This is a genomic window from Cycloclasticus zancles 78-ME, from assembly GCF_000442595.1.
GTDB lineage: Bacteria > Pseudomonadota > Gammaproteobacteria > Methylococcales > Cycloclasticaceae > Cycloclasticus > Cycloclasticus pugetii.
The window spans coordinates 1,123,848-1,149,869 of the sequence record NC_021917.1; the positions used below are offsets into that span (position 1 = coordinate 1,123,848).

The window sequence follows — 26,022 nt, forward strand, 5'->3', positions numbered from 1 at the left end:
GTCTCGGCAGTTTTTTGCTGCCTTAGCGCTACATTAAGATTCCTGCTTTCAATAAAGATAGATTGTCTATTTTTATTGTTGGTAGGTCTTAGTGACATATTGCTCAACAATTTTCTGAAACTGTTCTGCGATATCGTTACCTTTTAAGGTGACATCTTTTTGTCCATCTATATAAACGGGTGCGACGGGTCTTTCGCCTGTGCCTGGTAAGCTAATGCCGATGTTTGCATTTTTACTTTCACCTGGGCCGTTCACAACGCAGCCCATGACGGCTACCTTCATATTTTCTACACCAGCGTATTGAGTTTTCCATTCCGGCATTTTATGGCGCAAAAATGATTGAATATCTTGTGCTAACTGCTGGAAATAATCACTGGTGGTTCTGCCGCATCCGGGGCATGAGATAACTGCTGGTGTAAAGGAACGTATGCCCATGGATTGTAATATTTCCTGTGCGACAACTACTTCTTGGCATCTATCTCCGCCGGGTTCAGGTGTTAAAGAAATACGAATAGTGTCGCCAATGCCTTGTTGAAGCAATACCGCAAGGGCAGCGGTGGATGAGACAATACCTTTGCTTCCCATTCCGGCTTCGGTTAAGCCTAAATGAAGCGGGAAGTCACACCGAGAGGCAAGGTCTTGGTACACAGATATTAAATCTTGAACGCCACTCATTTTGCAAGATAGTAAAATCTTATCTTTGGCTAAGCCTAATTCAATGGCTTTTTCTGCGCTTTCTAGCGCCGATGTAATAACCGCATCATGCATAACGGCAACAGAATCGCGAGGTGTGCTGGATCTGGAATTTTCATCCATCAAACGGGCCAACACAGATTGATCTAAACTGCCCCAATTAACACCAATACGTACAGGTTTATCATAGCGAATAGCGCATTCAATCATTTGAGCAAATTGAGGGTCACGCTTACTACCACGGCCAACATTGCCGGGGTTAATACGGTATTTAGCCAATGCTTGCGCGCAACACGGGTATTTTTCTAACAGTTTGTGCCCGTTAAAGTGAAAATCCCCCACCAAGGGTACATCGCAATCTAACGCGTCAAGTCGCTCTCTAATCGTGCTGACCGCAGCAGCGGCGGCCTCTGAGTTAACAGTAATACGCACTAACTCGGAGCCTGCTTTTGCTAACTGATAAACTTGCTCCACGGTTCGTTCAATATCAGCAGTATCTGTATTCGTCATAGATTGAACAACCACGGGGTGTTCATGACCTATTGAAACGGATCCGACCTTTACGGTTATAGCATTGCGTGTCATCGCTGTTTTTCTCATTTTATCTGTAAATATATCTGCTTCATTATATATGTTTGTATGGCTTATCCGTTAATGAAGAGCGCAAGAAGTTCAGATAGGGGGCGTAACAGTAATCGAGCGTACGAAATCAACAAAGTGGCTTAGAGCAATGTATTCAATACGGAGCTGTTCGTTTACTTAAATGTGCTGGCAAGATAATCTTGCTGAAGTAATTTAAAAACCGTTGGCGAACTGAAGGGGGTACGTGTGGTTATGTATCTGTTAAAAAACGATTAATTAAAGTAAAGGCACGATCAATAACACTAAACGGTGTGTAAAAGTGTGGTGAAAAACGAATCCCACCGCCACGCTTTGCACAAACCACTTGCTTTGAGGTTAAGTAGTCAAAAAGTTCATTTGTGTCATGCTTTGTGGGCTTAAAAACAATAATGTTATTGCCTTGTGCGTCTGGCTTGGTTAACAAGGTTAATGAGGGGCTTTGTTGTACCTTATCAATCACATACTGGCCACGCTCAATAAGGTTGTTGGCAACCGTATTCATACCAACTTCCAGTAGTAAACTAAGGCTTGCAGAAAGTGCATGTATGCTCAGCATGTTAGGGCTGCCACATTCAAATCGTCTTGCCGATTTTGCAGTACTCCATTCAAGGGCGTCATAATTGCCCATATCCTCAACCATATGCCAGCCATACTGAGTGAGTTTGAGTGTGTTAATACTAGATTGCCGACAATAAAAAAAGCCTAAGCCCTCAGGGCCAAGCATCCACTTGTGTCCATCGGCCATCACAAAATCGGCCTGATACTTCTTTACATCAATAGGGAATGCACCAACCGATTGAATAGCGTCTATACAGAATAGAACACCTCGTTGCTGGCAGGCTTCGCCTAAACGTTCAAGATCAACACGTAAGCCTGAGGCATATTGAACTGAGCTGATGGTTAGCAGTTTAGTTCGGCTATCAATATTTTTAATTAGCTCAGCAGTTGGGTCTTCTGTGTCTTTCAAGTGTGTTTTTATGACGCGAACACCCTGATTTTCAAGTGACTCCCACGGAATCATATTTGAGGGAAACTCTTCATCACTGGTAACAATAGTATCGCCATGAGCCCAATCCAGCCCATAAGCAACAAAAGAAAGGGCTTCAGAGGTGTTTTTAACTAAGGCAATTTCGTCGGCATTATCAGCTTGGATTAACTGAGCTAATTGGTTTTTTAAGTGCGCTTCAACGTTGAGCCAATTCGCATATTTCTTGGAGCCAATAGTAACGTTTTCGCGGCAAAAAGCATTGACGGCTTTTTCGGTACGAACGGGCCACGGAGCAACTGCGGCATGGTTAAGGTAGATTACATCATCGTCTAAATTAAATTCATTATTAAATTGATCAGTCATCTACATTACCCACTTAAGAAAATGAATATTCTATCCTTTTTTAAAAGTTCCTTATAGACTGACTTTATCTGCCAGATTAAATTTAAAAGAGGTGTGTTATGTTGATGATTGGACATAGAGGCGCAATGGGCTGTGCACCTGAAAATACACTCTTATCTATTCATAAAGCAATCGAGTTAGGCGCAGATTGGGTTGAAATTGATGTACATTGTGTCGCCGATAAACTGTTGGTTATTCACGATGAAACAGTTGATAGAACCACCAATGGACGTGGCAAATTAATTGATTATTCGTTTGAAGAACTTAGAGCCTTAGATGCAGGTCTTGGGCAAAGAATACCAATCTTACAAGAAGTGCTTGAGGTAACCGTAGGTAAAGTCGGCTTGAATATTGAACTGAAGGGCCTAGGCACAGGTAAAGTGTTAACCAGCTTGCTTAAAAAAACACCGGAAACTTACAAAAATAAAATGCTTGTTTCATCATTTTTAATGCCGGAGCTTGAACAAGTAGTTAGGTTAAACCAACACGTTAAGATAGGTGTCTTGGCTGGTAATAATATCAATGAGTCTATTGCCTGGGCGACTAAATTAAAGGCTTTTTCAATACACCTAAGGTTACAAAAGGTAACGCCAAAATGGGTAGATAGGGCGCACGATTTGGGACTTAAGGTGTATGTTTATACTGTTAATAAAGTCGTGCAGATTAGGCGCATGAAGGAACTCGGGGTTGATGGGGTTTTTAGTGACTATCCAAATAGGTTAACTAGTTGATGTGCGGCAGTTTTTTTAATTGAGAACGTGTATAGATCAGCGTCACAATCATACTAATAAAAACAATACTGGCGACAGAGCCAAAAACCCATTCAATGCTATAGTCGAATTTTATGATGAGTAAATAATTGACGATAAAAGGTAATAATAATTGCCTGAAAAAACCCATGACAACTGGGAAGTCCGGTTGTTTTATAGCCTGAAGCGTTGCCACACTAATAAACAGAGAAACGTAGCAAAAAAAAGCCAATGCATCGATTCTTAAATAAGTGGTACCTATATCAATAATAGTATCTTGCTGACTAAAAAAACTCATCATCAGGGGTGAGAGAAAAATCATAACGGGAATACAAACAAGAGAAATAGATAAGCTAAGTATTAATCCCTTACGGTAAGTTTCAGCGATTCGTCGGTAATTTTTAGCGCCATAGTTCTGTCCTGAAATAGCTAAAACGGCGGCATTGAGGCCTAGGGCAGGGAGCAATAAAACTTGTTCAAGCCGTAAACCAACCGAATAACCGGCTATTGCATAATCACCAAAGCGGCTAACAAAACCAGTAATCATCAAGCTGCCAATAATCATAATGAAAAAATTAAAACTAGCCGGTAACACTTGTCTCAAAATAGCCAGTGAGACAAGTTTGTTCAAACACGGCAGGGGTCTGTAACCCAATTTCTTACATAAAATGTTGAGTAAATAAAGCGCCGATGCAAACTTAATAATTAATGTTGCCCAAGCGAGCCCGGCAACGCCCATATCTAGCCCAAAGGTTAATAATGGGTTTAAGCCCAAGTTAACAAAGAAACCTACAACTAACGCATTACGGTTAGACTTTGTGTCACCCAAGGCCATCAGCGCGCCAGCGCCAACAGCACTTAGAGAAAAAGCGACATTGCCGAGGATTAAGACTTCAATATAATCCCATGCTAGCCCAGTTATTATGTCGTTAGTGCTTAGCCAGTGGATGGCATCTTTTGCAAATAGAATCCCCGCAACTGTAATCACTAAAGAAAAAGCAAGGCCTAGGCCTAGACAGTTTCTAATAATGTTTTTTAATTGTTGAGGTTGCTTTAGGCCAAGTTCTGTTGAAACCATGACTGACGTGCCGTTTTGTAGGCCAGCCAAAAGTCCAATAAAAAGGTAAAAGACAATGCTTGAAATGGACAATCCAACCAAAGCGTCATCAGATACTTTACCGGCAAACCAGTTATCGGTAAGGTTATATAACGTGTTGAAAAACATCCCCATTGACGCGGGTATGGCAAGGCGAATTAAGTGCTGATAAATAGACCCTATGGTTAAATCTTGAGGCGGCTTAGAAGGAATCATAGGGTTTAATGAGTATTTTTTAATTATAGTTGGTTAAAAACAATGGCATCATAAAATACCAGAGTGGTTGTCATTAGTAGAAAAGTGAGTACAGCTTGTTTTAAGTCATCATTTATTAAGTATCTAACATAATGTGATTTGAGGCAGCAGTGTATAACGATACACTGGTTTGGTAACGTAGTTGTGATGACTATATGTTTAGTATAAATAAAAGGAGCGTAATGAGTATTCCCGTACCCAGCAACTGTATGAGTATTGATGATTTATCCATTGGTATGCGTAAAGAAAAAACCTATACGATTGAACACGAGGATGCGGTTCAATTTTCCAAAATGTCGGGTGACTGGAACCCTGCTCATCACGACGAGGATTACGCTGCACAAAGCATTTTTAAACAACGTGTCGCGCATGGCATGTTTTCGGTGATTCAATTTTCAGGTATTTTAGGCATGGACCTTCCAGGCTTGGGAACACTTTGGCTTAAGCAAAGTGTAGAGTTTTTAAGGCCGGCTTTTTTTGGTAATCAATACCGAGCAGTTGTAGAGGTTTTGGCTATTAATAAAGAAAATAATACGGTAACGTTTAGTACAGAATGTTTTGATCAGGAAGGTAATAAAATCATTACAGGTGAGGCGGTTGTAAAACCTATTCCGGCTAAATTAAAAGCAAAAACTAATTAAAGAGGGTTTATGTCAACATCTAAGGAAGAAAAGTTTGTACGGGAAGATGGGCCTGTTTTTTTATCAGGTAACCAAGCTTATTTACGTTTAGCCTTTGAGCAACAACGTCGTGACCGTGAAGCGGGTCTAAAAACCGGTGGTTTTATTTCAGGTTATCGCGGTTCACCATTCGGTAATTTTGATACCGAGTGTAGAGGGGTGGAATCGTCTTTAAATGAACGCGATATTCATTTTAACCCCGGTGTTAATGAAGCGATGGCCGCGACCGCTATTTGGGGTTCACAGCAGATAGATTTCTTTGAAGGCAATGAATTTGATGGCGCGTTTGGACTTTGGTATGGCAAAGGCCCGGGTGTAGATCAAGCAGCTGATGCACTTCATCATGCAAATTTATGGGGAACGAGCAAACACGGCGGTGTTGTTATGGCCGTGGGTGATGACCCTATGAGTCGATCATCCAGTATTCAACAACAAAGTGAATACGTTTTATCGGGCTTATGTATTCCGATTATGCATTGTTCATCGGTGCAAGATATTTATGATTTTGGCTTAATTGCCTATCAAATGTCGCGTTATTCAGGCGTCTGGGTTGCGGTTAAATCAGTGTCTGATATTGCCGAGTCTTGGTATATGGTGGACATTGACCCTAAACGCACAGAAACCGTACTGCCTGATTCCAGTGAATTCGTTATTCCTGACAGTGGCGTACATACCCGTTGGCCAGACCGCTCGGTGGATCAGGACGAACGTATTGTGAATGCGCGTTTGCCCGCTGTTAAAGCGTTTACTAAAGCAAACAAACTAAACAAAGTAACGCTGGATGCAAAACAACGCCGTGTGGGTATTATTACTGCCGGTAAAAGTTACCTAGATACCCTAGAAGCCTTAGATGATTTGTCCATTGATGAATCAATGCGCGATGAGCTGGGTTTAGCGGTTTTTAAAATAGCCGTTATTTGGCCAATGGAAGAAAGCTTGGTGCGTGAATTTGCAGAATCGGTTGATGAGATTCTGGTGATTGAAGAATCTCGCCCATTCCTTGAAACGCAAGTGAAAGATATTCTGTTTGATATGCCGATGGAGAGTCGTCCGTTGGTGATGGGTAAAAAAGGCCGTGACCAACAAACACAGTTCCCATCTAATGGTGAATTAACACCAGCGCTGATCTCTAAAGCATTAGTTAATTGGTTGAAGCCGTATAAAACCACAGACTCCATGACTCAATGGATTGAAGTGTTGGAAAATACCGATAAACAATTGAGTGTGCCACGCAATACGGTAGAACGTACGCCGTATTTTTGTTCAGGTTGCCCGCACAGTTCATCTACCAAATTACCAGATGACAGCACAGAACAGTTAATTGGTATTGGTTGCCATTTCCTAGTGGGTTTAATGGATAGAAAAGGTACTACCTATACGCAAATGGGTGGTGAAGGGGCTACTTGGGCAGGTGCATCGCCGTTTTTGGGTAACCGCCATACCTTTGTTAACTTGGGGGATGGAACTTTCTATCATTCTGGTTCTACCGCGATTCGTCAGGCGATCGCTTCAAACATTAATATTACCTATAAAATTTTATTTAACGATGCCGTCGCGATGACAGGCGGCCAATCGTTTGATGGCCCGTTAACCGTAGAAGGTATTACGCAGCAAATGCACTCAGAAGGTGCGGCTCGTATTGTAGTGGTTTCTAAAGAGCCAGAAGCATTAAATAAAACCGCATTTGCGCCCGGTACTGATTTGTATCACCGCAATGATTTACAAATGGTGATGAAAGAATTGGCCGACACTAAAGGCGTCACCATTCTTGTTTTTGAACAAACGTGTGCCACAGAGCTGCGTAGACGCCGCAAACGTAAATTGGTGGAAACACCGAAAAAATTAACCTTTATTAACTCACGTGTTTGCGAAGGCTGTGGTGATTGTGGTGTGCAATCGAACTGTCTTTCTGTGCAGCCGCTAGAAACAGAGTTAGGCCGTAAGCGTGTGATTGATCAATCTGGCTGTAATTTAGATTTTAGCTGCGTAAAAGGTTTCTGCCCAAGTTTTGTAACGATTGAAGGTGGGGAATTGGCAAAAGGTAGCTCCGTTAACTTATCAGATGATGTGTTCGCAGCCTTGCCAGAACCAACACCTAAGTCACTCGATGGCGTGTTTGGCTCCTTGGTCTGTGGTATTGGTGGTACCGGTGTTGTTACCATTTCATCAATGATTGGTGAAGCAGCCAAAGCAGAAGGCTTTGCCTCACAAGTGCTGGATTTAACCGGTATGGCGCAAAAGTTTGGCGCGGTATATTGCCACCTTAAAGTCGCTAATAATGTGGAAGAGCTTAATTCAACCCGTTTATCTATTGGTAAGGCAGACTTATTGATTGGTGCAGATATTGTCACCAGTGCGAGTGATGAAGGTATGTCGCGCTTGCGTGAAGGGCATACCAAAGGGGTGGTTAATTCACACGGTATTGTGACCGGCGCATTTACTCGCGATGGTGACTTTAGTATCCCTGTTGATGATATGAAGCAAGCGTTGGAACGTTTCACAGGTAAAGGCAATTGTGATTTCTTCGATTCAACTAAAGTATCTGAAACATTAACGGGCAACACCATTGGCGCCAATATGATGTTATTAGGCTTTGCATGCCAAAAAGGTTGGTTGCCGGTTAAACGTCAGTCGTTGGAAGACGCCATTACAGCAAACGGCGTAGCGGTTGCCTATAACCAGCGGGTATTTAAAATTGGCCGTTTAATGGCGCACGACCCAGATGCGGTTAAAACATTATTGGAACAAGGTGCTACAACGCCAGAGTGGGAAGTACTATCTGCCACTACCGATGAGTTGATTAGTCGCCGTGAGGCAGATTTGGTGGCTTATCAAAGCAAGTCATATGCTAAAAAATTCACAAAATTAATTGATAAAGTGCGTGAAGCAGAAGCAAAACTAGCGGGTGATAGCGATGAGATTACCCAAGCGGCAGCGCGGTACTTATATAAATTAATGGCCTATAAAGATGAGTTAGAAGTGGCCCGTTTATATACCGACGGCACCTGGGCGAATGAAGTAAAGGAAAACTTCTCGGGTGACTATAAAATTAAATTCCACATGGCACCACCGCTTATTTCCAAACGCGACCCGATAACGGGGCAATTGAAAAAACGAGAATTTGGTGGGTGGATGTTATCGGCTCTTAAAGTAGCGTCTAAATTTAAAGGCCTGAGACATACGCCGTTAAATCCATTTGGCTATTCTGCAGAGCGAAAAGAAGATAAAGCGCTGTTGAAACAGTATAAAGCGGTGTTAAACCAAATTATTACTGGCCTAACTGAGGAAAATAAAGAGGTTGCACTAGAAATGGCGCGCGTTCCTGAATTTGTTCGTGGTTATGGCCATGTAAGAACAGAAAGTGTTGAAGTGGCAGAAGGCCGCTGGAAAACCTTAGACAATCATTTTAACAACCCGATGAAAGTCATTAAAGTTAAAACAGGAACAACGGCTTAAATTTAAACGCAGGACGCATTAAAAGGCCTTAGTATTTTACTAAGGCCTTTTTTTATTCATCACAGACGTGCCGATCATCATAGCGTGCTTTATAATTTGTTTATGGAACCTTTAGCCTTCTTCAAATGCCTGTCCGACCAAACACGGTTAACCTGCCTGATGCTGATTCAGCAAGAAGGGGAGCTGTGCGTTTGTGAATTAATGGAAGCCCTGCAAGAAAGCCAGCCTAAAATTTCAAGGCATTTGGCGCAACTACGTAAATTTAATTTATTGTCCGATAGGCGACAAGGGCAATGGGTTTTTTATCGTATTAACCCATCTTTACCAAGCTGGGCGACAGATATATTAAATACAGCGGGTGCGGTTCAATCACCTTTAATCAAAGAAAGCCTGAATAATTTATCCCTAATGCGATCGCGCCCTGAGCGCGACCAAGCCTGCTGTTAATCGTTTAATCGATCTTCTGAATCAGTATTTTGCTTTTATTTTAATATTTTTATATATATATGGATAATCATATATGTATAATTCCATATATACTCTTTCTACCACCGATAGTTAAAAAAAGGCTGAACAATTATGACGATAAAAGTAGGTATTAACGGCTTTGGCCGAATGGGGCGCTTATCATTAAGAGCAGGGTTTGGCACGGAGCAAATAGAGTTTGTGCACATTAATGACCCAGCGGGCGATGCTGCAACCTTGGCGCATTTATTAAACTTTGACTCTGTGCATGGCCGTTGGTCTTACGAGGCGAGTCATTTAGATGATTGCATAATAATTAATGGCCAACAGATCAGTACAAGCCGACATACAACTATTAGCGATACAGACTGGTCAGGCTGTGATGTGGTTATTGAAGCGTCTGGAAAAATGAAAACCAAAGCACTGTTACAACCGTATCTTGAACAGGGCGTTAAGCGTGTCGTGGTTACAGCGCCAGTCAAAGAAGAGGGCGTGTTAAACATAGTGATGGGGGTGAATGATAATCTGTTTAACCCTTTGGAACATAAAATTGTAACCGCCGCTTCTTGTACCACTAACTGTATAGCGCCGGTGGTTAAAGTTATTCATGAAAATTTGGCTATTAAACATGGCTCAATCACCACCATTCATGACCTAACCAATACGCAAACCATACTGGATGCACCACATAAAGATTTAAGGCGTGCTAGAGCCTGTGGCATGAGCCTTATTCCTACCTCAACGGGTTCAGCAACGGCTATTACGCATATTTTTCCAGAGTTAAAAGGCCGTTTAGATGGCCATGCAGTGCGTGTGCCATTAGCCAATGCATCACTTACCGATTGTGTGTTTGAGGTGGAAAAAAGCACAACAGTGCAAGAGGTTAATCAGCTACTAAAAACAGCAGCAGAGAATGAATTAAACGGCATTTTGGGGTATGAAGAACGCCCCTTAGTGTCTATTGATTATAAAACCGACCCACGTTCTAGCATTATCGATGCACTATCAACCATGGTGGTAAATGGCACACAGGTAAAACTATACGCTTGGTACGATAACGAATGGGGCTACGTTAACCGAACCATTGAGTTGGTTCGCAAGGTAGCCACAGCTAAGGAACCAATAAACTAATATGCGTAGCTTGCAATCACTGTCTAGTGATATTCAACAATACCTCATTATTACAGGTAATTATTGGGCCTTTACGCTAACAGACGGTGCATTAAGAATGCTGGTGGTTTTGCACTTTCACGAGCTGGGTTATACGCCATTAGAAATTGCCCTATTATTCATTTTTTACGAAGTATTTGGCATTATCACCAATTTAGTGGGTGGTTGGTTAGGCGCTATTATTGGTTTAAATACCACCATGAACATTGGCTTGGTCTTGCAAGTGCTAGCCTTGTCAATGTTATTGGTAGCGCCCGAAATGCTCACAATAGTTTGGGTAATGGCCGCGCAAGCCATATCCGGTGTGGCTAAAGACCTTAATAAAATGAGCGCTAAAAGCGCCATTAAATTACTGGTTCCCAAAGAGGCAAACAAGACACTGTATAAGTGGGTGGCTTTATTAACCGGCTCAAAAAACACCTTAAAAGGGGTTGGCTTTTTTCTAGGTGGTTTACTGCTTAGCCAATTTGGTTTTCATAATGCGATACTCATTATGGTGGTTGGTCTATTAATAGTTTGGCTAACAAGCTGCGTTTTATTAAAAAAAGAACTCGGCAAAGCCAGCAGCAAACCTAAATTTAAACACCTGTTCTCGAAAAGTTCGGCCATTAACTACTTATCTGGCGCACGCCTTTTTTTATTTGCAGCAAGAGATGTGTGGTTTGTAGTGGCCTTACCGGTGTATTTAACGGCACAGTTTAATTGGGACTATTCGCAGGTCGGTAGTGTTATGGCCTTATGGGTTATTGGCTATGGCGTTGTTCAGGCACTAGCACCCAGATTATCCGGCCAACAACAAACAATTAAAAAGGATAGCCAGCATTTGCATCAATGGGCGGTTATTCTGTTTATCATTCCCATGTTAATGGCAATAGCACTGCATTACGAATTCCAAATAAGTACCACCTTATGGCTTGGTTTAGCCGCTTTTGGTGTGTTATTCGCCATTAACTCATCACTACATAGTTACCTAATAGTTAGCTATGCTAATAGCAATGGCGTATCGCTAGATGTTGGCTTTTACTACATGGCTAACGCGGCAGGTCGGTTGTTGGGCACTGTTTTATCTGGCTGGCTGTATCAATATTATAGTTTTGAAATATGCCTATGGGTCTCTGCGGCCTTTATATTATTTTCGGCGATTATTGCAAAAGCATTGCCGGAAAAAGGGTGAGATCCATTTCTGTACCTAAAAGAAATAGGTGCTATATTTAACAAACGGATTTAAATGTGTATCAATCAAGCCATATCCACTTTTGGCCATTAATATGCAAAAACATGGAAGTACTATCCACCTATATACAATTAATACGTGGATAATGGGTTCCGCTTATTAATACTGTTATGCTCTCAGGAAGGTTTATGCGTAATCTAGTCATTTTACTATTTTCTTTATCGTTTTGTTGTAGTGTGCAAGCAGAATATTGCCACATGGTTCGTGACAATAGGTACGATGTAGATATTGGGTATATGTTTATTTCGGTATCTCAAATTGAGGCAACTGAAAAACTGATTACTCGTGAGCGTGGCAACGATACCCTTATTACAGATACCTCCCGAAGACTTTTTAAAGAATTTGGTCTGCCTGATGTCAATAGTATCGTTGAACTCAATGTGAATTCTTCCATGGTGGGAGATTTTAATAATTTACTCAGTGAAGATGGATTAAATGAAATTGCCAAATCACCTTATATTGATAAGGTCTCATTTACAGAGCAAGGAAAACGCATAGTAAACCGTTCGCTGCAAACCTATCGTTTGAACTTCAATCTTTTACTAAGCAAGGGAACAACCGTGAAAATTCTCGGGTATCGTATGATATATGCACCCACAAAACGGAAGGAAACACCTTACATTGAAAAGTCTTTGGCTGCACTTGTTAAAATCATCAAGTGTTAGCATAACAAACGGCTGCACCGGACAAATTTCCGCTGTCACCTTTTTTGCAAAAACACGCAAAAAATCCGCCATCAAAAATTTGCTCGGTGAGCCGGGCGTTAGAATCTAGAGAGGCATCATGCGAATTTCATTGCTACTTCTAATTTTTTGTATTTCAAGCAAAGCATATTCGGATTATGGGGTGCCGTTTATATTTCAAAACTGTCATCCTGAACTTGATTACGCTTCGTTTGAATTTGATTATGTTAATAACCCTGAAAATATCTTCAAAGAAGGATCGCGAGAGCTACGTGATGAAGTGAAAGCCAGTTTATTAAGAAAAGGGGTTATTTTCCCAGAAATCATAGAATCATCTGAGTGCTCATTAAAAGGGGCAAATATCCGTGTTTGGACTGAAGGGAAAAATTTTTTATCAGTCTCAATTAATGGTAAAGTCTATATCGATAACATAGATTTAAATCATAGAGGGTTTTCTTTCGAGAAATTTACCATCGATGGCGATCAGTATCCTTCTGGCTCTGAGTCAGGATTCATGAAGCTATGTTACTATGAAAAAACCAAGGACTCTTTCATGAAGCAAATGTTTTCCATAACGTCAAAATACCCTAGCGAAAACATATTAAATTTCAAATCTCTTCGTGAAAACACAGAAAAGAAAGATCGCAACAATAGTTCTGCTCCAAAAACCTGTTCACTTTTTGACAGATTCTAACAAGCGGCTGTAGCATCGGCCGCAAAAGACGCGGCCTAGGACGCTCACTTCGTTCGCGCCGCTAAGCCGAGCGTTAGTACACTTCGTGATTTCTATGTTTTTGAAGTATTTGGTGCCAAAGTTGAACGCCCCATCTAAAGCATTTTGGCGTTTTCCGGTTGGCTCAAACTTCAACGTGCAGTATGCTTTACTTCATCAGTAAACGATAAATAGTGCCAAGGGCGGGCAATCAGAGACATAGGGAAATGAGTGCAACTCTTCAACAAAATTTCACCACTCAATCGCGGAGTTTCTTGTCAGAGTTGGCTATTCGTCAAGGCGTGAAGTCCAACTTATCAACTGCCGGAAATACAGTATTTACCCCGAAGCGTTGGTGTTGTCTGGCGTTTACTAACAAGCGCCAGCAATCCGACATTTATTCCGTGTCTTCGTTTGTGTACGCTGCGCTTATAACACAAACAAAGCCACTCCATAAATGCGGTTGTGGCGGGCGTTAGGATTTTGAATCATCAAAGTCTTCTCTAGATTTAATAACCTCGCTCATATGTAATAGTTGCCATTGATTAATCACTTGATAAACGGGAGTAAGAGTTAGTCCTAATTTAGTGACAGAATATTCAACACGAGGAGGGATTTCCGCATAGGCTTTTCTATTAACAAGGCCATCACGTTCTAGCTCACGTAATTGTTGTGTTAACATTTTTTGAGAAATATCAGGGATATTGACTTTTAATTGGTTAAAACGCAGATATGGCTGTATTGTTAATGCATGCATTATCATGTTTTTCCACTTACCTCCTATAATTAGTAATGCATCGCGTACTTGGCAGTCGCCAGTTTCATTGTTTTTTGATAAACGTTCAGAAGGTTTTTTCATAGTTACTATTTGGTGCCTACTTTCATAATAAAACTAAGTATATATAATAAACTTAGTTTGTAAATTACTTAAGGTGAGAGGTTTAAGATGAAAGTATTAGCATTTGGCGCAAGCAGCAGTAAAAACTCTATTAACAAACAGCTGGCAACCTATACAGCAAGCCTTTTTGATAAAGCAACAATAGAAGTTTTGGACTTAAATGACTACGAACTTCCACTATTCAGTGAAGATAAAGAAGCCGAAATAGGTAAGCCAACATTAGCCCGTGACTTTTTCGAAAAAATTGGTTCCTGTGACATCCTCATCATTTCATTTGCTGAACATAATGGTTCTTACACAGCCGCATATAAAAATCTATTTGATTGGTGTTCTCGTATTGATATGAAAGTTTACCAAGGTAAACCTGCTATATTTTTATCCACGTCACCAGGGCCTGGAGGAGCCAGCAGTGTTTTGTCATTAGCACAAGAATCTAGTTCGTTTTTTGATGTTAATATTAAAGCCAGCGTTTCCGTTCCTTCTTTTTATGATAATTTTGATATGGAATCATTTTGTATTAACAACATGGAAATAAAAAAACAATTGATAAATGCTGTCTCAAGTGTGGTGCTTTGAAAATTCTAACAAGGCCAAGCACAATAGTGCAATGCAAAAAGCGCATTGCACTGGACAGCCTACGCTGCGCTTCGGCTGCCTGTGTTGGCGGCGTTAGGAGACAAGAAAAAATACATGGAACGACTAATCATCATTATCGTACTCCTTGTTATCTTTGGTTATGGCCTTGTAAAAATAGGCCTTAAATTAAAGAATCAATATGAAAGGCTTGCTTTTGCGGATGAGTTTTTGGAAAAGCTAAAATGCTATGTGGATAGTGTAGGTAGAAATCTGGATGATTATGGATGGATGATTCATAGATCTAATAAAATGCAAAGCCATCTGGGAAGTCTTGGCATTATCCATAGTTACAAGCCACCCTATCAAAATATTATGTATAGCAATTATCCGATAATGCTTAATATGCTACCTGATCTTCGTTCTTCAATTGAGGACGAAATATTGAGATCAGTAGCATATCAATACGCCAATTCTCTTCAAGAAACATTAGTCAGGCATATTGGCTGCATCGAGGATAATTTAGATTTTTATAAAAAGGAAATAAAAAACCCATTTAAGTGGTTACGGGAAGGAGTTCGTGAGATTGTAGCCGTTCCTGCTTATTTATTAAGTTGGCTTGGTATTGTTAGTGAGTCTTTTGTGCGCAAATTTATTTCGAGCGTATTTTTTAAAGCAATTTCTGGGCTTATTGCGTTAGTGGGCTTTGTAAGCGCAGTAGTCACTATTGTTATTGGATGGGAAGAATTTGCTCGGAAATTAGCAAGTCTCCTAACAAGCGCGTAAACATGGACGAATTTTTCAGTCGCTACGCTCCTTACAAATGCGCCAGTTACGCTTGTCGTTAAGTGTATATACACATGAAAACTATCGGAGAATACCCAAAAAGTTTATTTAGAGTTTTTGATAAACTCGAATATGCGCAGCAGTTCTTGGACGGATATCTACGCTTTGGAACAGTGTTAGGGTATACCGAAATAGAGGATAAAGGCCGTAGAGATCAAACTGAAGGTACTGGTCATATAGTTAACGAAGGCTCAGACACAAAGATAAAATTTTGCTCGAACATATTCTATACCTTGTGCTGTCACTTAACGCTGGAAGCTGCACTCGAAACTGGGCATGGAATATATATAGTAGAAATATTTAATCCCTTGCACCTAGCGGAAGATATCACAAGAGTATTACGTAGCTCATCAGCTAAGCATTTTGGTGGTATTGAGGGGGTTTCAATTCAATACGACAAAGGTGAAGTGGTTGAAGGTAAACTTTCTAGCTATGAAAAAAGCCGGCTTACATATTGCCAAAAGCCCGTATCTTATACCCATGAAGAAGAGTTTCGTTTTGTTTTCTGCCGTAAGGAATTTGCTGGTACTTATCTATTTATAAAAGTGGCTGGGGGAGTTTCTGGTGTCATTCAACAACACACTTAACAAAGCAAGGCAGTCTGACGGCTTTTTCGTTACTTGTTTTGCGGTTTACGCTACGCTACCACAAAGCAATCCACTACAAAGCCGCAGCTGCTTGCGGCGTTATGCCTTTGAGAAAGTGTAATGAATGACGAAGTAGAAGCAAAAATTGAATTTCAGAAGGTCATAGGTGAGGCCAATCCAGGTGGATACCAACCTGTAAGGTTTACTCAAGTTAAATATAAAGCTAGCCCTACTGCCCATATCGATATAAGGCAATTTCAACGTGCTCCCGGCAATGAAGAAGATGACGGTGATAAATATTATCCAACTAAAAAGGGCTTTAGATTTCCCGAGCGGGAATTTAGAAGAGTCGTCGAGAAATATGCATTGCTACCTGAGACATATGTACACGCACTTATAGTTGAAAAATGTTTTTCCTTACTTAACAGTCAGGAGTTTGAAAGTGCAGTACTACAGGCATTCAAAGCAATAGAAACCAGTGTGCGAAAAAAAATCGGAGCACCTCCAGAGCTATTTGGTACACGACTTTTACGCAAAGCATTTAACCCTGATACTGGCGTATTAACGAATTATGGTATTCCAAAATCTGAAAGAGATGCATTTTGTAATTATATATGTGGTGCTTTTAGTTATTATCGAAACCCAAGCTCTCATAGAGATATTGACATGGATTTTGTTGGTGCATTCGACAAAATCGTCGTCGCAAGTGACCTATTAAAAACAATTGAATCATCGGAGCTTAATGATAGCAATCAGGCATAACAAACATTTCAAAGCGGACGCGCAAAAAGCCGCGCGCCCTTTAAATTAAGCGTTAGCTTCTTAAACAAGGATGATCATGAAATTAGAGTCAGTCAGAATTCAAAACTTTCGATCTTTTAAAGACGAGACCGTAAACTTTGATGATTATAATTGCTTTGTTGGGCCAAATGGAGCTGGCAAATCAACAGTGATGAATGCATTGAATGTATTTTTTCGACAACATAAAGATTCTAAAACCGACTTAAGCAAGCTTTCCGCTGACGACTTTCACCATAAAAATACGAGCGAACCGATCTCAATTACGGTAACTTTCAAAGACCTCTCAGAAGAAGCGCAAAAAGGGCTAGCTGATTATGTAAGGCTGGATAAGTTAGTTGTTACCGCCAAGGCTGAGTATGATGAAGGAACAGAGAGAGCAGAAGTAAAACAATTTGGTAATAGACTTGGTATGACTGAGTTCAAAACTTGGTTTGAGGCTGAAAAATCTAAGAAACCAGCAAAGGAATTAAAGGAAATCTTTGCTGGCTTACGAGAAAAATGGCCGGAAATATCAACAGCAAACTCAAAAGCTGATATGGCTGAGGCACTTAACTCTTTTGAGGCTGCGCACCCTGAGAGTTGTAGCCTTATTCCTAGTGAAGATCAGTTCTACGGTGTTTCGAAAGGTGCTAATAGACTTGCCCCGCATTTACAATGGGTATTTGTCTCCGCATCAAAAGATTTTTCCGAAGAAGCCGAGGAAAATAAAAACTCTGCCCTTGGCCAACTATTATCAAGAGCCATAAGATCAAAGGTAAACTTCACTGAAAAAGTCACCGGTTTACGAAATGATCTAAAGCAAAACTATCAATCAATGTTAGAAGCAGAACAAGGCGTTCTTTCTAGTATATCTGATTCGTTGGAAACTAAGCTAAAGCTATGGGCTAATCCGAGTGCCACGGCAAAAGTTCTTTGGAAAAGTGATGCTGAGAAAGCTATAAAAATAGAAGAACCATTTGCTCATATACAAATTGGAGAAAAAGGATTTGAGAGTGAATTGGCACGTTTTGGTCATGGGATGCAGAGGTCATACCTATTAACTCTACTTCAAGAGCTAGCCGATATTGATGACGAAAACGCTCCTACGCTTATTATGGCTATTGAAGAGCCGGAGTTGTACCAACACCCTCCTCAAGCGAGATACCTTTCTGAAGTATTACAAGAATTAGCAAACGACAATTCTCAAATTGTAGTCTGTTCTCACAGTCCGTATTTTATACCAAGTGATGATTTTCATGCAGTGAGAATGGTTAGAGAGGTTGGTTCTCCGATTTCTTCATCTGTAACATCTTTAAAATATGATGACTTAGTTAAAGAGCTTACGGATGCTGGTGAGAAAGAAGTCAAAGAAAGCGGTATGATCGCTAAGCTTTACCCAACATTGCGACCTGAAATTAGTGAGATGTTCTTTAGCAAGAAATTGATATTAGTCGAAGGAATAGAGGATGTTGCTTATTTAACCTCGTATATTCAGTTGATGGGTAAATTGTCTGTGTTTAGGCGTTCTGGATACCACATCATTCCTGTTGGTGGAAAGAATGAACTAATCAAACCCCTTGCGATAGCGAAACTTCTTGCTATCGAAGTTTTTGTAGTTTGTGATGCAGATACGGACAAAACGAGAGATTCTGAAATAAGCAAACATAAGAAAGACAATGCTGCTATTTTGCACCTCTTAGGCCACGACAAAACAGAGAATTGGCCTAGTAATGATGTGAAAAAATCTAACCTTAGAATGTGGAAAACAAATATAACAAATACCATAGGCCCGGAATTTGGTGAAGATTGGAAACGACATGAAGATCAAGCTGCCGCTTTTTATGGAAATGCAGGTGGATTGAAGAAAAATCCTTTGGCTGTTTCAAGGGCTCTAGAAAGTGCTTGGGAAGCGGGCTTAAAGTCAGATACATTACAAAATTTAGTTAATAATATTCTTGGTTCCAGCGAACCAGAAGCTAACAAGTCAAATCAGCCAGACAGCGCAAGCGCTGCTGCTGTTTGAGGCGTTAGCATTCTAAATTAGCAAGTTGCAATTATAACCAAAGGAAAAACGATGACAGATAGAGAAAGCTTTGGCAGTGTGAGCCTTGTACGGCAAGGAGAGCATAGGTTTTATTCTTTTACCATGCCAAGTGATGTACTTGCAGAGACATGTTTTGTCGTTAATCGTGATGAAAATCTTATCGAGGGGTTTCAACGTGAGTTAGATAAAAAAAGAGCCTCAGAAATAGCGAGTTATATTGATTCTGGCTTAGGTACAATTCCTAGTTCAATTGTACTTTCAGCCCAAGAAGACAGTGGTTTTATATACGATTCCAAAAAGAAATCGGTTAGTTTTGATAAAATTAGTAAAGCATTTTTAATTATTGATGGTCAGCATCGAGTTTATGGTTTTAAGCTTGCGAAAACCGCACTTAGAATCCCAGTTGTCGTTTACGAAAATCTTTCCAAGCGTGATGAGTCTAGATTGTTTATTGATATTAACTCTAAGCAAAAAGGGGTTCCTACAGAGCTACTGCTAGACATAAAAAAAATGGCAGAGTATGAGAGCGATACAGAACAATACCTTAGGGAGCTGTTTGATATATTTTTAAATGAAAATGACAGTGCGCTATACAACAGGCTGTCAGCATCGAAAAGAGTGAAGGGAAAAATAACCCGGTCTGTTTTTAATACTGCTGTTAAGCCATTGGCAAAAGTATTTGGTAACAAAAGCCCTGATGAAATATATGAAATATTTAATTCCTATTTAGTGGCTTTTAATGAAGGAGTTTTAGTCCCCCATCATTTAGAAGAGCAAGCGTTTAATACAACAGTATTTAAAGCGATCTCAGGTTTCTTTCCGATAATTACAGCAAGAGTAAAAGATAGATTTGGAGCAATCTATTCTGTTGATAATTACTATGAATTTACTCAAATTACTGGTCAACGGATAAAGCCTGCCAAGATTGAAAATCCTACGAATGCATATAAACCTATTGTCGATCACCTAGAAGAGTCATTAAAGCAGGAGTTTACTCTATAGATGACGCCTGAAATTAAAATACTTCACCAACTTTCTATGAATGAAATATTTGAAGTAAACTCCTCAACCGAGTCGGATTTAAAGGCTTGGGTTGCGAATGGCCACTATCTTCTTTCGAATACATTAGTACCTTCTGCAAGAAATAGAACTGTTGAATTTGAACTTCGATTTCAGCAAAAAGAAATTCTCCACATATCATTAGCAAATGACTGCAATAGGTTTGCTCAAGCGGCTATAGAATCAATGTGGAGCATAGGAAAAGTTAGCCAATTACCTAAAAGTACAAGTTGGGCTTCAGTTCAAATGTATTATGCGGCCTTTTTTTCAGTACACGCTATATTGCGTATTTTTGGACAAGCTTGTAGCCAGTTGGAAAATGACCATGTTGACAAAGTATTGGAAATAGCGAAGGCAACTGAGCTTGATGGTGGTGTTACAAGTATAGAAAATGGCTTTTATTTTTCTTCAATTTCCAATAACGAAATGAAATTTAAGAAATTAAAAGATTCCCATGCTGATACATGGTCATCATTTTCAGGGTTGCTAATATGGTTGATTGATAATGTTTCTAATACGACAGGTTTAGGGGCGCATAAATCAGAAGCGGTAACATTAATATCAAATATCAAAGCGGCAATACATAAATCTGGTGCAGCTAAAGGTAATTGGCCTTCTCAAGTTAGAAATAAGGTTAATTATCAACACACTCATGGCGTATGGTACCCCTACAAAGGTGCAATACATGACCAAGAAGCAGTTCTGAGAAACTCAGAATGGATGAAAAACCCTAGCAGCTTTGATTTGAGTATTAATGGTAATGATATTTCACTTTTATATAGTTTAAGTAACTCTATATTATCGTTGATGTATCACTTAATGAAATATGGCTATGACCGCTCAGGGAAGGTTTCACTGCCCTTAAAAAATGGTACATTTCGATTAATTAACCAGCTTCAAGCCGCCTAATGCTAACAAGGCGCTGCTGTCGGACAAATTTTCCGCTGAGCTCCAAATTTGCCGCAGAGCGCGGCGTTAGCTTAGTATAACCATTAGATAGATAAAATTAATATGAAAAAGTTTTTTTTGATTTTAGCTTCAGTTTTTGCCTTAATTTCACAGGCATTTGCTGAAAATCACATTAAGTATAATAAAGAGTTGGATGGGTTTGAATACCCATTTGAAGTTAAGACATTCGATCTTGGTTCTCAAAGTCAAAATTTAAAAATGCGATACATGGATATTGGGGATAAAGATGCACGAAAAGTAATTGTCTTATTGCATGGTAAAAATTTCTCAGGTTATTATTGGGAAAAAGTCGCAAAAGATCTTTTAAAGAAAAAGTACAGAGTGCTTATACCTGATCAAATTGGCTTTGGTAAATCCTCAAAACCAGATTACTATCAATATAGCTTTGGGCAGCTGGCATTAAACACTAAATCATTGTTGGATGATTTAAATATCAAAAAATTTGATCTTGTGGGTCACTCAATGGGGGGTATGTTAGCTACAACATTTGCTGTTAATTATCCTGCATCAGTTAATAAACTCATTCTGATTAACCCTATTGGCTTAGAGGATTATGGAAAGTATGTAGAGTTCAAAGATGTTAACTTCTTCTATAAAAGAGAGCTTGCTACAACACTAGATAAAGCTAGAAGCTATCAAAGTAAGAATTATTATGATGGAAAATGGTCCAGCGAATACGAGAAGCTTTTAATTCCCTTAAAAGGAATGCTTGCAGGGAAAGATTGGGAAACTGTTGCTTGGAATAATGCTTTAACTTATGGCCCTATTTTCTCCGAAAATATAGTGAGTAGGTTTTCACAAATTAGGAATGAAACTTTCTTAATCATTGGTACTAGAGATAAAACGGGGCCTGGTAGAGGTTGGTTAAAAGAAGGTGTCACTAGAAAGTTAGGCGAATATAATGATCTCGGAAAAAGCACTAAAGCTATGATTAAAGACTCAGTGCTTATTGAGTTGGACGGGGTAGGTCATATGCCTCATTATGAAAACTATAACGTATTTATTAAAGCTTTCTATAAAGCGATTGATAAATAATAATAAAAATATCATCAAGTATAAAACGGTTGAGCAAAGCAAACGAATGAGTTGTTGAGCATGAGCTGTATAAACGTTTAGGGAAAAGCAGCTAGCTACGTGGCGAAGCCTACCGTGCATTATTTGATGGTGAGGTTCTGCAAAAAAAATCTTCAAGCAATACGCGAGGTAACTAACAAACTTTGGGTGTTAGGCAGTGATTCTTTTAAAGAAACGATAAAGGCTAAAATTAACCGACCCATGCATCCAAGGAGCAAAGGGGGGTGATAGGAAATCGAAAGCGTTTAAAAATAAAATCAATCGAGTCTGACACTATTGATTTTGAATAGACTAAACAACAATGGGTAAGGGGCGTATAGAGATGAAATATTTTGTGGCATTGTTAATGATTGGTTTGTCGAATTATTCTTACGCATTCGACAGAATCACGCTCATACCCGATGGAAAAATTTCATTTCAGAACCCGATAAATTATAATGCCCCTTTCAAAAAAGCGTATTTTTCTGAGCTTGAGGCTGGCGACAATCTGTCTCAAGCAACGGTCATGCTTCATGGTAAAGATCGCGAAAACTATCGAGTTGCTCTGCAGCTTGAAACGAGTTTATCAGTCAATGCCGAAGGCCCACATCTTGACTTAACGGAGTGGAAACACTGCACGACCAAATGGCATCGGCTTAAGATCGCTGACAACCATACAGTGTTATTGCCGAATTTTGATGCGGTGAATGTGGACTGCTTTCCAGAAGTCACGCATGATGAAATAAATGCGGCGGTATTGGCGAAAGGCGGCGAGGAGTGGGTAAGGATACTTAATGGAGAAGGTTGGCCAGAAGGTTACAGTCCCGTCGAGGTTTCGCTTAGCACGGCACGCATTAAAATAGAAAAATTAATTAATACACAATGGCAGGTCGTAACGGTAATTAATATCGCCATTGCGATGGGGTGTTAAATGAGTATGACAACACATGAAACGGTTTGTTTTGAGCCCATATTACAGAGAGATTTATATGATGAATTTTAAAATAATCGCCTTCGCTTTCATCGTCGTACTACTTCAAGGGTGTGCAAGCGCTCGAACGAGTTACGAATCCTTAATTGAAACGAGAGGCGATGACTCGGCTATTTATTTAGCCGTCGGCGAAACCAAAGAAGTTTTAAGCATTAGCAATGGTTTTCCTGGCTGGTGGGGAGTCTACCCTGCAATCGTCTCATTCTCGCCTGAAACTGCCAGTGTGAACTGCGAAGCAAGTAAGTGGAGTGAAGTGTGTTATTTGACGGCGAATGAAGTTGGTGAAACCTGGTTGACCTATGGCAATCAATACACTATTGATATTAGTGCGCCTGAATCTCAAGCGAATAAAACAAAGGTTATTATCAGTCCAAAGTAACGGTTTGATATAAGGGCAATGTCGTATCGCTTGTATGGCGATACACCAAATGTGAGATAGGGTATAGAAAGCATGAAGAGTATTCGCGGTATTGTCAGTCTTCTTTTATTAAGCAGCGCTAGCTATACGCAAGCAGCATTGCCACCTTCCGCCGTCAATTTGAGAGACTTGGATACGATGGTGCTGTTTATCAAAACACATCAACGCGTGGCTCAGTCGTTAAAACAGATTGACCTTATATCGCTGACTATCTTTTTTGATCGTGACTGCGAAGCACATTTTGAACGGCAAACACCCAGCTTTTTGACACGAGCTATGCCGGGGCCACAGCCTAATATAAAATTCAAAAGCAGTAACTGTCCCATCGTTGAACGTGAATGATCGGTTTCTGCCATGAACAATTGGGGTTAGAGTAAAATAAAATCTTCAAGGTCTTGAAAAATATAGTAATTTAAAAATAAATCGATCCTGACCCTATTGATTCTCGATCCTAGAGAGTCCGAGCGTTATGTGCTTTAGAGCTAACTGTAATCAACTGAACACTTGCATTTATAAAGCTAACTGACAGTAAGATGAAAAAATTATTTAGTCTTCTTTTTATAATATTACTAGTAACATTAGTTACTTTTAAAACTGCCAACGCTTGGTTTAATCACAGTGATGAGGTGGCTGAGAATAAGGAAATTATTGTTCTTCTTCACGGCCTAGGTCGAAGCAATACGTCAATGTGGTTGCTAGCTTCTCGACTTGAAGATGCCGGGTATTATGTTCAGCGTGTGGGGTACAGTTCTTTACATCAAAAGCCTGATGAAATCTTGCAAGATATCAGTTTACAAATTAACCAATGTTGCCAAAATCATACTCAAAACGTTAATTTCGTAGGGCATTCACTCGGAGGGTTGATGGTTAGAGCTTACCTACAAAATAATAAGGTAGAGAAACTGGGAAGAGTCGTTTTATTGGGCACCCCAAATAAAGGCAGCAAAGCGGCTGACCACTTCAGTAACAGTTGGTTAATGGATATTCTCGGCCCAACAGCTAAAGCCTTAGGTACCGATGATAAGAGTTTTCCAAAATCACTAAAGCCTCCATACTATCCCGTGGGTATTATTGCAGGAGAGCTCAAGAGTAAATTGAATGACACGGTTATACCAGGAAAAGATGATGGACTTGTTTCGGTAGAAGCCACCAAGATTGATGGTATGACAGATTTTATCATTATAGAAACGGGTCATTCCATGATGCGTTATGACGGTGAAGTGGCAGATCAAACCATTGAATTTATAAAAAATGGTGTGTTTAAAGAGAAATAAAACACATAGCCAGTCGTTCAGGCGTGATCTGAGGCTTCCCACCAATTAATGGACCCTATTGGTTTTATGTTCTGGTCTACGTTCCGCTTTGGGGTGGCTTCGCCACTGTAGCCAAAACGCTACCACAGACCAAACACAACGGACAAAAGCACTGTATTTACAGGTGCCCGGTTTTTACGTAAATCAATGCGCCATTTTCTTTGGTAAAGGGGGTATGTCGACTCAGGTGTGGGCTGCGTAACCATGAGCCTTGAGGATAGCTGCCATGCTCATCATGAAAAGTACCCTCTAATACAAAAATCTCCTCTCCACCCCAGTGCTGGTGGGTGTTGAATTGCGTGTTAGGCGCCCATTTTACTAACGCTACGTGCTCACTTCCAAATTCATGCAGCGGCATGACGCTTAGGCCATCGACTAGCCCTGGATGCCATGATTGTGTTTGGGTATCGATGACTTTTTGTTGTGTATCTGCTTCATCAAATTGTTGTAGTTTGACGAAAATAGTTGCGCCTTCTTTGCCTATTTTAGGTGTGTGTGATGTGCCAATGGGGTTTCGTACATAACAGCCTTTACCATAGCTTTGATGCTCGTCAGAAAACACACCGTCGAGCACCAAGAACTCCTCGCCACCTGTATGAGTATGTGACGAGAACTCACTAAAGGGTTCGTAACGCACAATGGAGGTTGCACGTGCGATTTCATCACCGATTCTATCGAGCATCATGCGTTCCACGCCGGGCATGGGCGAGTCAACCCAGCGATAGTCATCGGGTTGAATTACAATTCGTTGTGAAAAATCGGTATTGATTTGTGTCGTCATTTTAAGCACCTAGTTAATCGTTTAGTTTCTACCTGCAGTCACTCCGCCATCCACATCCCAAATGGCACCTGTTACCCAGCTGGAGCAATCATTTAAAAGGAACAAGATGCTGTTGGCAATGTCATCCGGTTTGCCGATGCGGCCTATCGGATGAAAATCATCAACTCCCGCTAAGGCATTATCCATTTTCAGGGTCAATAAATGTTTCATAAATGGGGTGGTTACTCCGGTTATTTTCAAGATACGGAAGGTCATTATTGGGAAGTAGCCTACAATCCGCATCAGGGTTTAACGTAATAAGGGATTAGTTCTTTCTTCTTTTTATAATCGTCAGTGGAATAAAGCGATACTTAAAAGTCTCGTATTATGCTTGCCATAAAGGGCGAAAGAGCTTGGCTTTATGGTATTTGACTAAGCTTAAGAGTGTGGCTATTTAATTATTTTTGGAAATCAAATTGCCATATTTAGGGGGCTTGTTGTGGGCTACTTTAAGCTAGCATTCTGAG

At 40.2% G+C, this 26,022-nt stretch carries 26 protein-coding genes; 20 read left to right on the plus strand and 6 right to left on the minus strand.

What is annotated here, in order from left to right; genetic code table 11:
• Positions 1-72: 72 nt before the first annotated feature.
• Together ispG and CYCME_RS05490 are read right to left on the minus strand one after the other, a co-directional pair.
• Complete coding sequence (gene ispG / locus CYCME_RS05485; RefSeq protein WP_016390122.1) at positions 73-1,293, minus strand: flavodoxin-dependent (E)-4-hydroxy-3-methylbut-2-enyl-diphosphate synthase; 1,221 nt, start codon at positions 1,291-1,293, stop codon at positions 73-75.
• Between the two features lie 232 nt (positions 1,294-1,525).
• Positions 1,526-2,665: an aminotransferase class V-fold PLP-dependent enzyme gene (locus CYCME_RS05490; RefSeq protein WP_016390123.1), complete on the minus strand. Its 1,140-nt coding sequence runs from the start codon at positions 2,663-2,665 to the stop codon at positions 1,526-1,528.
• 98 nt (positions 2,666-2,763) lie between these two features.
• Here CYCME_RS05490 and CYCME_RS05495 point away from each other — a divergent pair, with 98 nt between their 5' ends.
• Positions 2,764-3,435: a glycerophosphodiester phosphodiesterase gene (locus CYCME_RS05495; protein ID WP_020932363.1), complete on the plus strand. Its 672-nt coding sequence runs from the start codon at positions 2,764-2,766 to the stop codon at positions 3,433-3,435.
• On the opposite strand, the gene CYCME_RS05500 is transcribed toward CYCME_RS05495, so the two are convergent.
• The gene (locus CYCME_RS05500) at positions 3,428-4,765 is read right to left on the minus strand and encodes an MATE family efflux transporter (protein WP_015006154.1); all 1,338 of its coding nucleotides are present in this window, start codon (positions 4,763-4,765) and stop codon (positions 3,428-3,430) included. The genes CYCME_RS05495 and CYCME_RS05500 overlap by 8 nt on opposite strands.
• Before the next feature lie 221 nt (positions 4,766-4,986).
• On the opposite strand from CYCME_RS05500, the gene CYCME_RS05505 reads away from it, so the two are divergent.
• From CYCME_RS05505 to CYCME_RS05535, 7 genes are all read left to right on the plus strand, one after another.
• On the plus strand, positions 4,987-5,445 hold the full coding sequence (locus tag CYCME_RS05505) for a MaoC family dehydratase (protein WP_015006153.1): 459 nt from the start codon (positions 4,987-4,989) through the stop codon (positions 5,443-5,445).
• Positions 5,446-5,454: 9 nt separating this feature from the next.
• Entirely contained in the window at positions 5,455-8,940 is a 3,486-nt protein-coding gene (locus tag CYCME_RS05510; RefSeq protein ID WP_020932364.1) for an indolepyruvate ferredoxin oxidoreductase family protein, read from the plus strand.
• Positions 8,941-9,042: 102 nt separating this feature from the next.
• Complete coding sequence (locus CYCME_RS05515) at positions 9,043-9,387, plus strand: metalloregulator ArsR/SmtB family transcription factor (RefSeq protein WP_041932908.1); 345 nt, start codon at positions 9,043-9,045, stop codon at positions 9,385-9,387.
• Between the two features lie 132 nt (positions 9,388-9,519).
• On the plus strand, positions 9,520-10,536 hold the full coding sequence (locus CYCME_RS05520) for an ArsJ-associated glyceraldehyde-3-phosphate dehydrogenase (protein ID WP_020932366.1): 1,017 nt from the start codon (positions 9,520-9,522) through the stop codon (positions 10,534-10,536).
• A gap of 1 nt (position 10,537) precedes the next feature.
• Positions 10,538-11,749 carry an organoarsenical effux MFS transporter ArsJ gene (arsJ, locus tag CYCME_RS05525; RefSeq protein WP_020932367.1) on the plus strand — a complete coding sequence of 404 codons (1,212 nt, stop codon included), beginning with the start codon at positions 10,538-10,540 and terminating at the stop codon, positions 11,747-11,749.
• Positions 11,750-11,937: 188 nt separating this feature from the next.
• Complete coding sequence (locus CYCME_RS05530) at positions 11,938-12,474, plus strand: hypothetical protein (RefSeq protein WP_144276103.1); 537 nt, start codon at positions 11,938-11,940, stop codon at positions 12,472-12,474.
• A gap of 118 nt (positions 12,475-12,592) precedes the next feature.
• Entirely contained in the window at positions 12,593-13,186 is a 594-nt protein-coding gene (locus tag CYCME_RS05535) for a hypothetical protein (RefSeq protein ID WP_020932369.1), read from the plus strand.
• A gap of 493 nt (positions 13,187-13,679) precedes the next feature.
• On the opposite strand, the gene CYCME_RS05540 is transcribed toward CYCME_RS05535, so the two are convergent.
• The gene (locus tag CYCME_RS05540; protein WP_020932370.1) at positions 13,680-14,063 is read right to left on the minus strand and encodes a winged helix-turn-helix transcriptional regulator; all 384 of its coding nucleotides are present in this window, start codon (positions 14,061-14,063) and stop codon (positions 13,680-13,682) included.
• An 87-nt stretch (positions 14,064-14,150) separates the two neighbouring features.
• Here CYCME_RS05540 and CYCME_RS05545 point away from each other — a divergent pair, with 87 nt between their 5' ends.
• From CYCME_RS05545 to CYCME_RS05600, 12 genes are all read left to right on the plus strand, one after another.
• Entirely contained in the window at positions 14,151-14,678 is a 528-nt protein-coding gene (locus CYCME_RS05545; RefSeq protein ID WP_020932371.1) for an NADPH-dependent FMN reductase, read from the plus strand.
• A gap of 45 nt (positions 14,679-14,723) precedes the next feature.
• Positions 14,724-15,461 (plus strand): hypothetical protein, encoded by a 738-nt coding sequence (locus CYCME_RS05550; RefSeq protein ID WP_144276104.1) that lies wholly within the window; start codon positions 14,724-14,726, stop codon positions 15,459-15,461.
• A gap of 74 nt (positions 15,462-15,535) precedes the next feature.
• Positions 15,536-16,108, plus strand: coding sequence for a hypothetical protein (locus CYCME_RS05555; protein WP_020932373.1), 573 nt, complete (start codon positions 15,536-15,538; stop codon positions 16,106-16,108).
• 120 nt (positions 16,109-16,228) lie between these two features.
• A complete protein-coding gene (locus CYCME_RS05560) occupies positions 16,229-16,870 on the plus strand; it encodes a TIGR02391 family protein (RefSeq protein ID WP_020932374.1) in 642 nt (213 codons plus the stop codon).
• Between the two features lie 76 nt (positions 16,871-16,946).
• Complete coding sequence (locus CYCME_RS12915; protein WP_020932375.1) at positions 16,947-18,911, plus strand: AAA family ATPase; 1,965 nt, start codon at positions 16,947-16,949, stop codon at positions 18,909-18,911.
• Between the two features lie 51 nt (positions 18,912-18,962).
• Positions 18,963-19,934, plus strand: coding sequence for a DGQHR domain-containing protein (locus tag CYCME_RS05570; protein WP_020932376.1), 972 nt, complete (start codon positions 18,963-18,965; stop codon positions 19,932-19,934).
• Positions 19,935-20,900, plus strand: a complete 966-nt coding sequence (locus CYCME_RS05575; RefSeq protein WP_020932377.1) for a hypothetical protein — start codon at positions 19,935-19,937, stop codon at positions 20,898-20,900.
• 102 nt (positions 20,901-21,002) lie between these two features.
• On the plus strand, positions 21,003-21,995 hold the full coding sequence (locus CYCME_RS05580) for an alpha/beta fold hydrolase (RefSeq protein WP_020932378.1): 993 nt from the start codon (positions 21,003-21,005) through the stop codon (positions 21,993-21,995).
• Between the two features lie 361 nt (positions 21,996-22,356).
• Positions 22,357-22,944, plus strand: a complete 588-nt coding sequence (locus CYCME_RS05585; RefSeq protein ID WP_041932909.1) for a hypothetical protein — start codon at positions 22,357-22,359, stop codon at positions 22,942-22,944.
• 58 nt (positions 22,945-23,002) lie between these two features.
• The gene (locus tag CYCME_RS05590) at positions 23,003-23,383 is read left to right on the plus strand and encodes a hypothetical protein (RefSeq protein ID WP_041933009.1); all 381 of its coding nucleotides are present in this window, start codon (positions 23,003-23,005) and stop codon (positions 23,381-23,383) included.
• Positions 23,384-23,455: 72 nt separating this feature from the next.
• Complete coding sequence (locus CYCME_RS05595) at positions 23,456-23,764, plus strand: hypothetical protein (protein ID WP_020932381.1); 309 nt, start codon at positions 23,456-23,458, stop codon at positions 23,762-23,764.
• Positions 23,765-23,955: 191 nt separating this feature from the next.
• Positions 23,956-24,696, plus strand: a complete 741-nt coding sequence (locus CYCME_RS05600; protein ID WP_020932382.1) for an alpha/beta fold hydrolase — start codon at positions 23,956-23,958, stop codon at positions 24,694-24,696.
• A gap of 157 nt (positions 24,697-24,853) precedes the next feature.
• Here the strand turns inward: CYCME_RS05600 and CYCME_RS05605 are convergent, their stop codons facing one another.
• Positions 24,854-25,516, minus strand: a complete 663-nt coding sequence (locus CYCME_RS05605) for a cupin domain-containing protein (protein ID WP_015006134.1) — start codon at positions 25,514-25,516, stop codon at positions 24,854-24,856.
• A 21-nt stretch (positions 25,517-25,537) separates the two neighbouring features.
• A complete protein-coding gene (locus CYCME_RS05610) occupies positions 25,538-25,726 on the minus strand; it encodes an SDR family oxidoreductase (RefSeq protein WP_236886365.1) in 189 nt (62 codons plus the stop codon).
• Positions 25,727-26,022 lie beyond the last annotated feature (296 nt).

Coding starts and splice junctions, on each gene's coding strand:
- ispG (WP_016390122.1), bottom strand. CDS start 1,293: ATGAGAAAAACAGCGATGACACGCAATGCTATAACCGTAAAGGTCGGA.
- CYCME_RS05490 (WP_016390123.1), bottom strand. CDS start 2,665: ATGACTGATCAATTTAATAATGAATTTAATTTAGACGATGATGTAATC.
- CYCME_RS05495 (WP_020932363.1), top strand. CDS start 2,764: ATGTTGATGATTGGACATAGAGGCGCAATGGGCTGTGCACCTGAAAAT.
- CYCME_RS05500 (WP_015006154.1), bottom strand. CDS start 4,765: ATGATTCCTTCTAAGCCGCCTCAAGATTTAACCATAGGGTCTATTTAT.
- CYCME_RS05505 (WP_015006153.1), top strand. CDS start 4,987: ATGAGTATTCCCGTACCCAGCAACTGTATGAGTATTGATGATTTATCC.
- CYCME_RS05510 (WP_020932364.1), top strand. CDS start 5,455: ATGTCAACATCTAAGGAAGAAAAGTTTGTACGGGAAGATGGGCCTGTT.
- CYCME_RS05515 (WP_041932908.1), top strand. CDS start 9,043: ATGGAACCTTTAGCCTTCTTCAAATGCCTGTCCGACCAAACACGGTTA.
- CYCME_RS05520 (WP_020932366.1), top strand. CDS start 9,520: ATGACGATAAAAGTAGGTATTAACGGCTTTGGCCGAATGGGGCGCTTA.
- arsJ (WP_020932367.1), top strand. CDS start 10,538: ATGCGTAGCTTGCAATCACTGTCTAGTGATATTCAACAATACCTCATT.
- CYCME_RS05530 (WP_144276103.1), top strand. CDS start 11,938: ATGCGTAATCTAGTCATTTTACTATTTTCTTTATCGTTTTGTTGTAGT.
- CYCME_RS05535 (WP_020932369.1), top strand. CDS start 12,593: ATGCGAATTTCATTGCTACTTCTAATTTTTTGTATTTCAAGCAAAGCA.
- CYCME_RS05540 (WP_020932370.1), bottom strand. CDS start 14,063: ATGAAAAAACCTTCTGAACGTTTATCAAAAAACAATGAAACTGGCGAC.
- CYCME_RS05545 (WP_020932371.1), top strand. CDS start 14,151: ATGAAAGTATTAGCATTTGGCGCAAGCAGCAGTAAAAACTCTATTAAC.
- CYCME_RS05555 (WP_020932373.1), top strand. CDS start 15,536: ATGAAAACTATCGGAGAATACCCAAAAAGTTTATTTAGAGTTTTTGAT.
- CYCME_RS05560 (WP_020932374.1), top strand. CDS start 16,229: ATGAATGACGAAGTAGAAGCAAAAATTGAATTTCAGAAGGTCATAGGT.
- CYCME_RS12915 (WP_020932375.1), top strand. CDS start 16,947: ATGAAATTAGAGTCAGTCAGAATTCAAAACTTTCGATCTTTTAAAGAC.
- CYCME_RS05570 (WP_020932376.1), top strand. CDS start 18,963: ATGACAGATAGAGAAAGCTTTGGCAGTGTGAGCCTTGTACGGCAAGGA.
- CYCME_RS05575 (WP_020932377.1), top strand. CDS start 19,935: ATGACGCCTGAAATTAAAATACTTCACCAACTTTCTATGAATGAAATA.
- CYCME_RS05580 (WP_020932378.1), top strand. CDS start 21,003: ATGAAAAAGTTTTTTTTGATTTTAGCTTCAGTTTTTGCCTTAATTTCA.
- CYCME_RS05585 (WP_041932909.1), top strand. CDS start 22,357: ATGAAATATTTTGTGGCATTGTTAATGATTGGTTTGTCGAATTATTCT.
- CYCME_RS05590 (WP_041933009.1), top strand. CDS start 23,003: ATGATGAATTTTAAAATAATCGCCTTCGCTTTCATCGTCGTACTACTT.
- CYCME_RS05595 (WP_020932381.1), top strand. CDS start 23,456: ATGAAGAGTATTCGCGGTATTGTCAGTCTTCTTTTATTAAGCAGCGCT.
- CYCME_RS05600 (WP_020932382.1), top strand. CDS start 23,956: ATGAAAAAATTATTTAGTCTTCTTTTTATAATATTACTAGTAACATTA.
- CYCME_RS05605 (WP_015006134.1), bottom strand. CDS start 25,516: ATGACGACACAAATCAATACCGATTTTTCACAACGAATTGTAATTCAA.
- CYCME_RS05610 (WP_236886365.1), bottom strand. CDS start 25,726: ATGAAACATTTATTGACCCTGAAAATGGATAATGCCTTAGCGGGAGTT.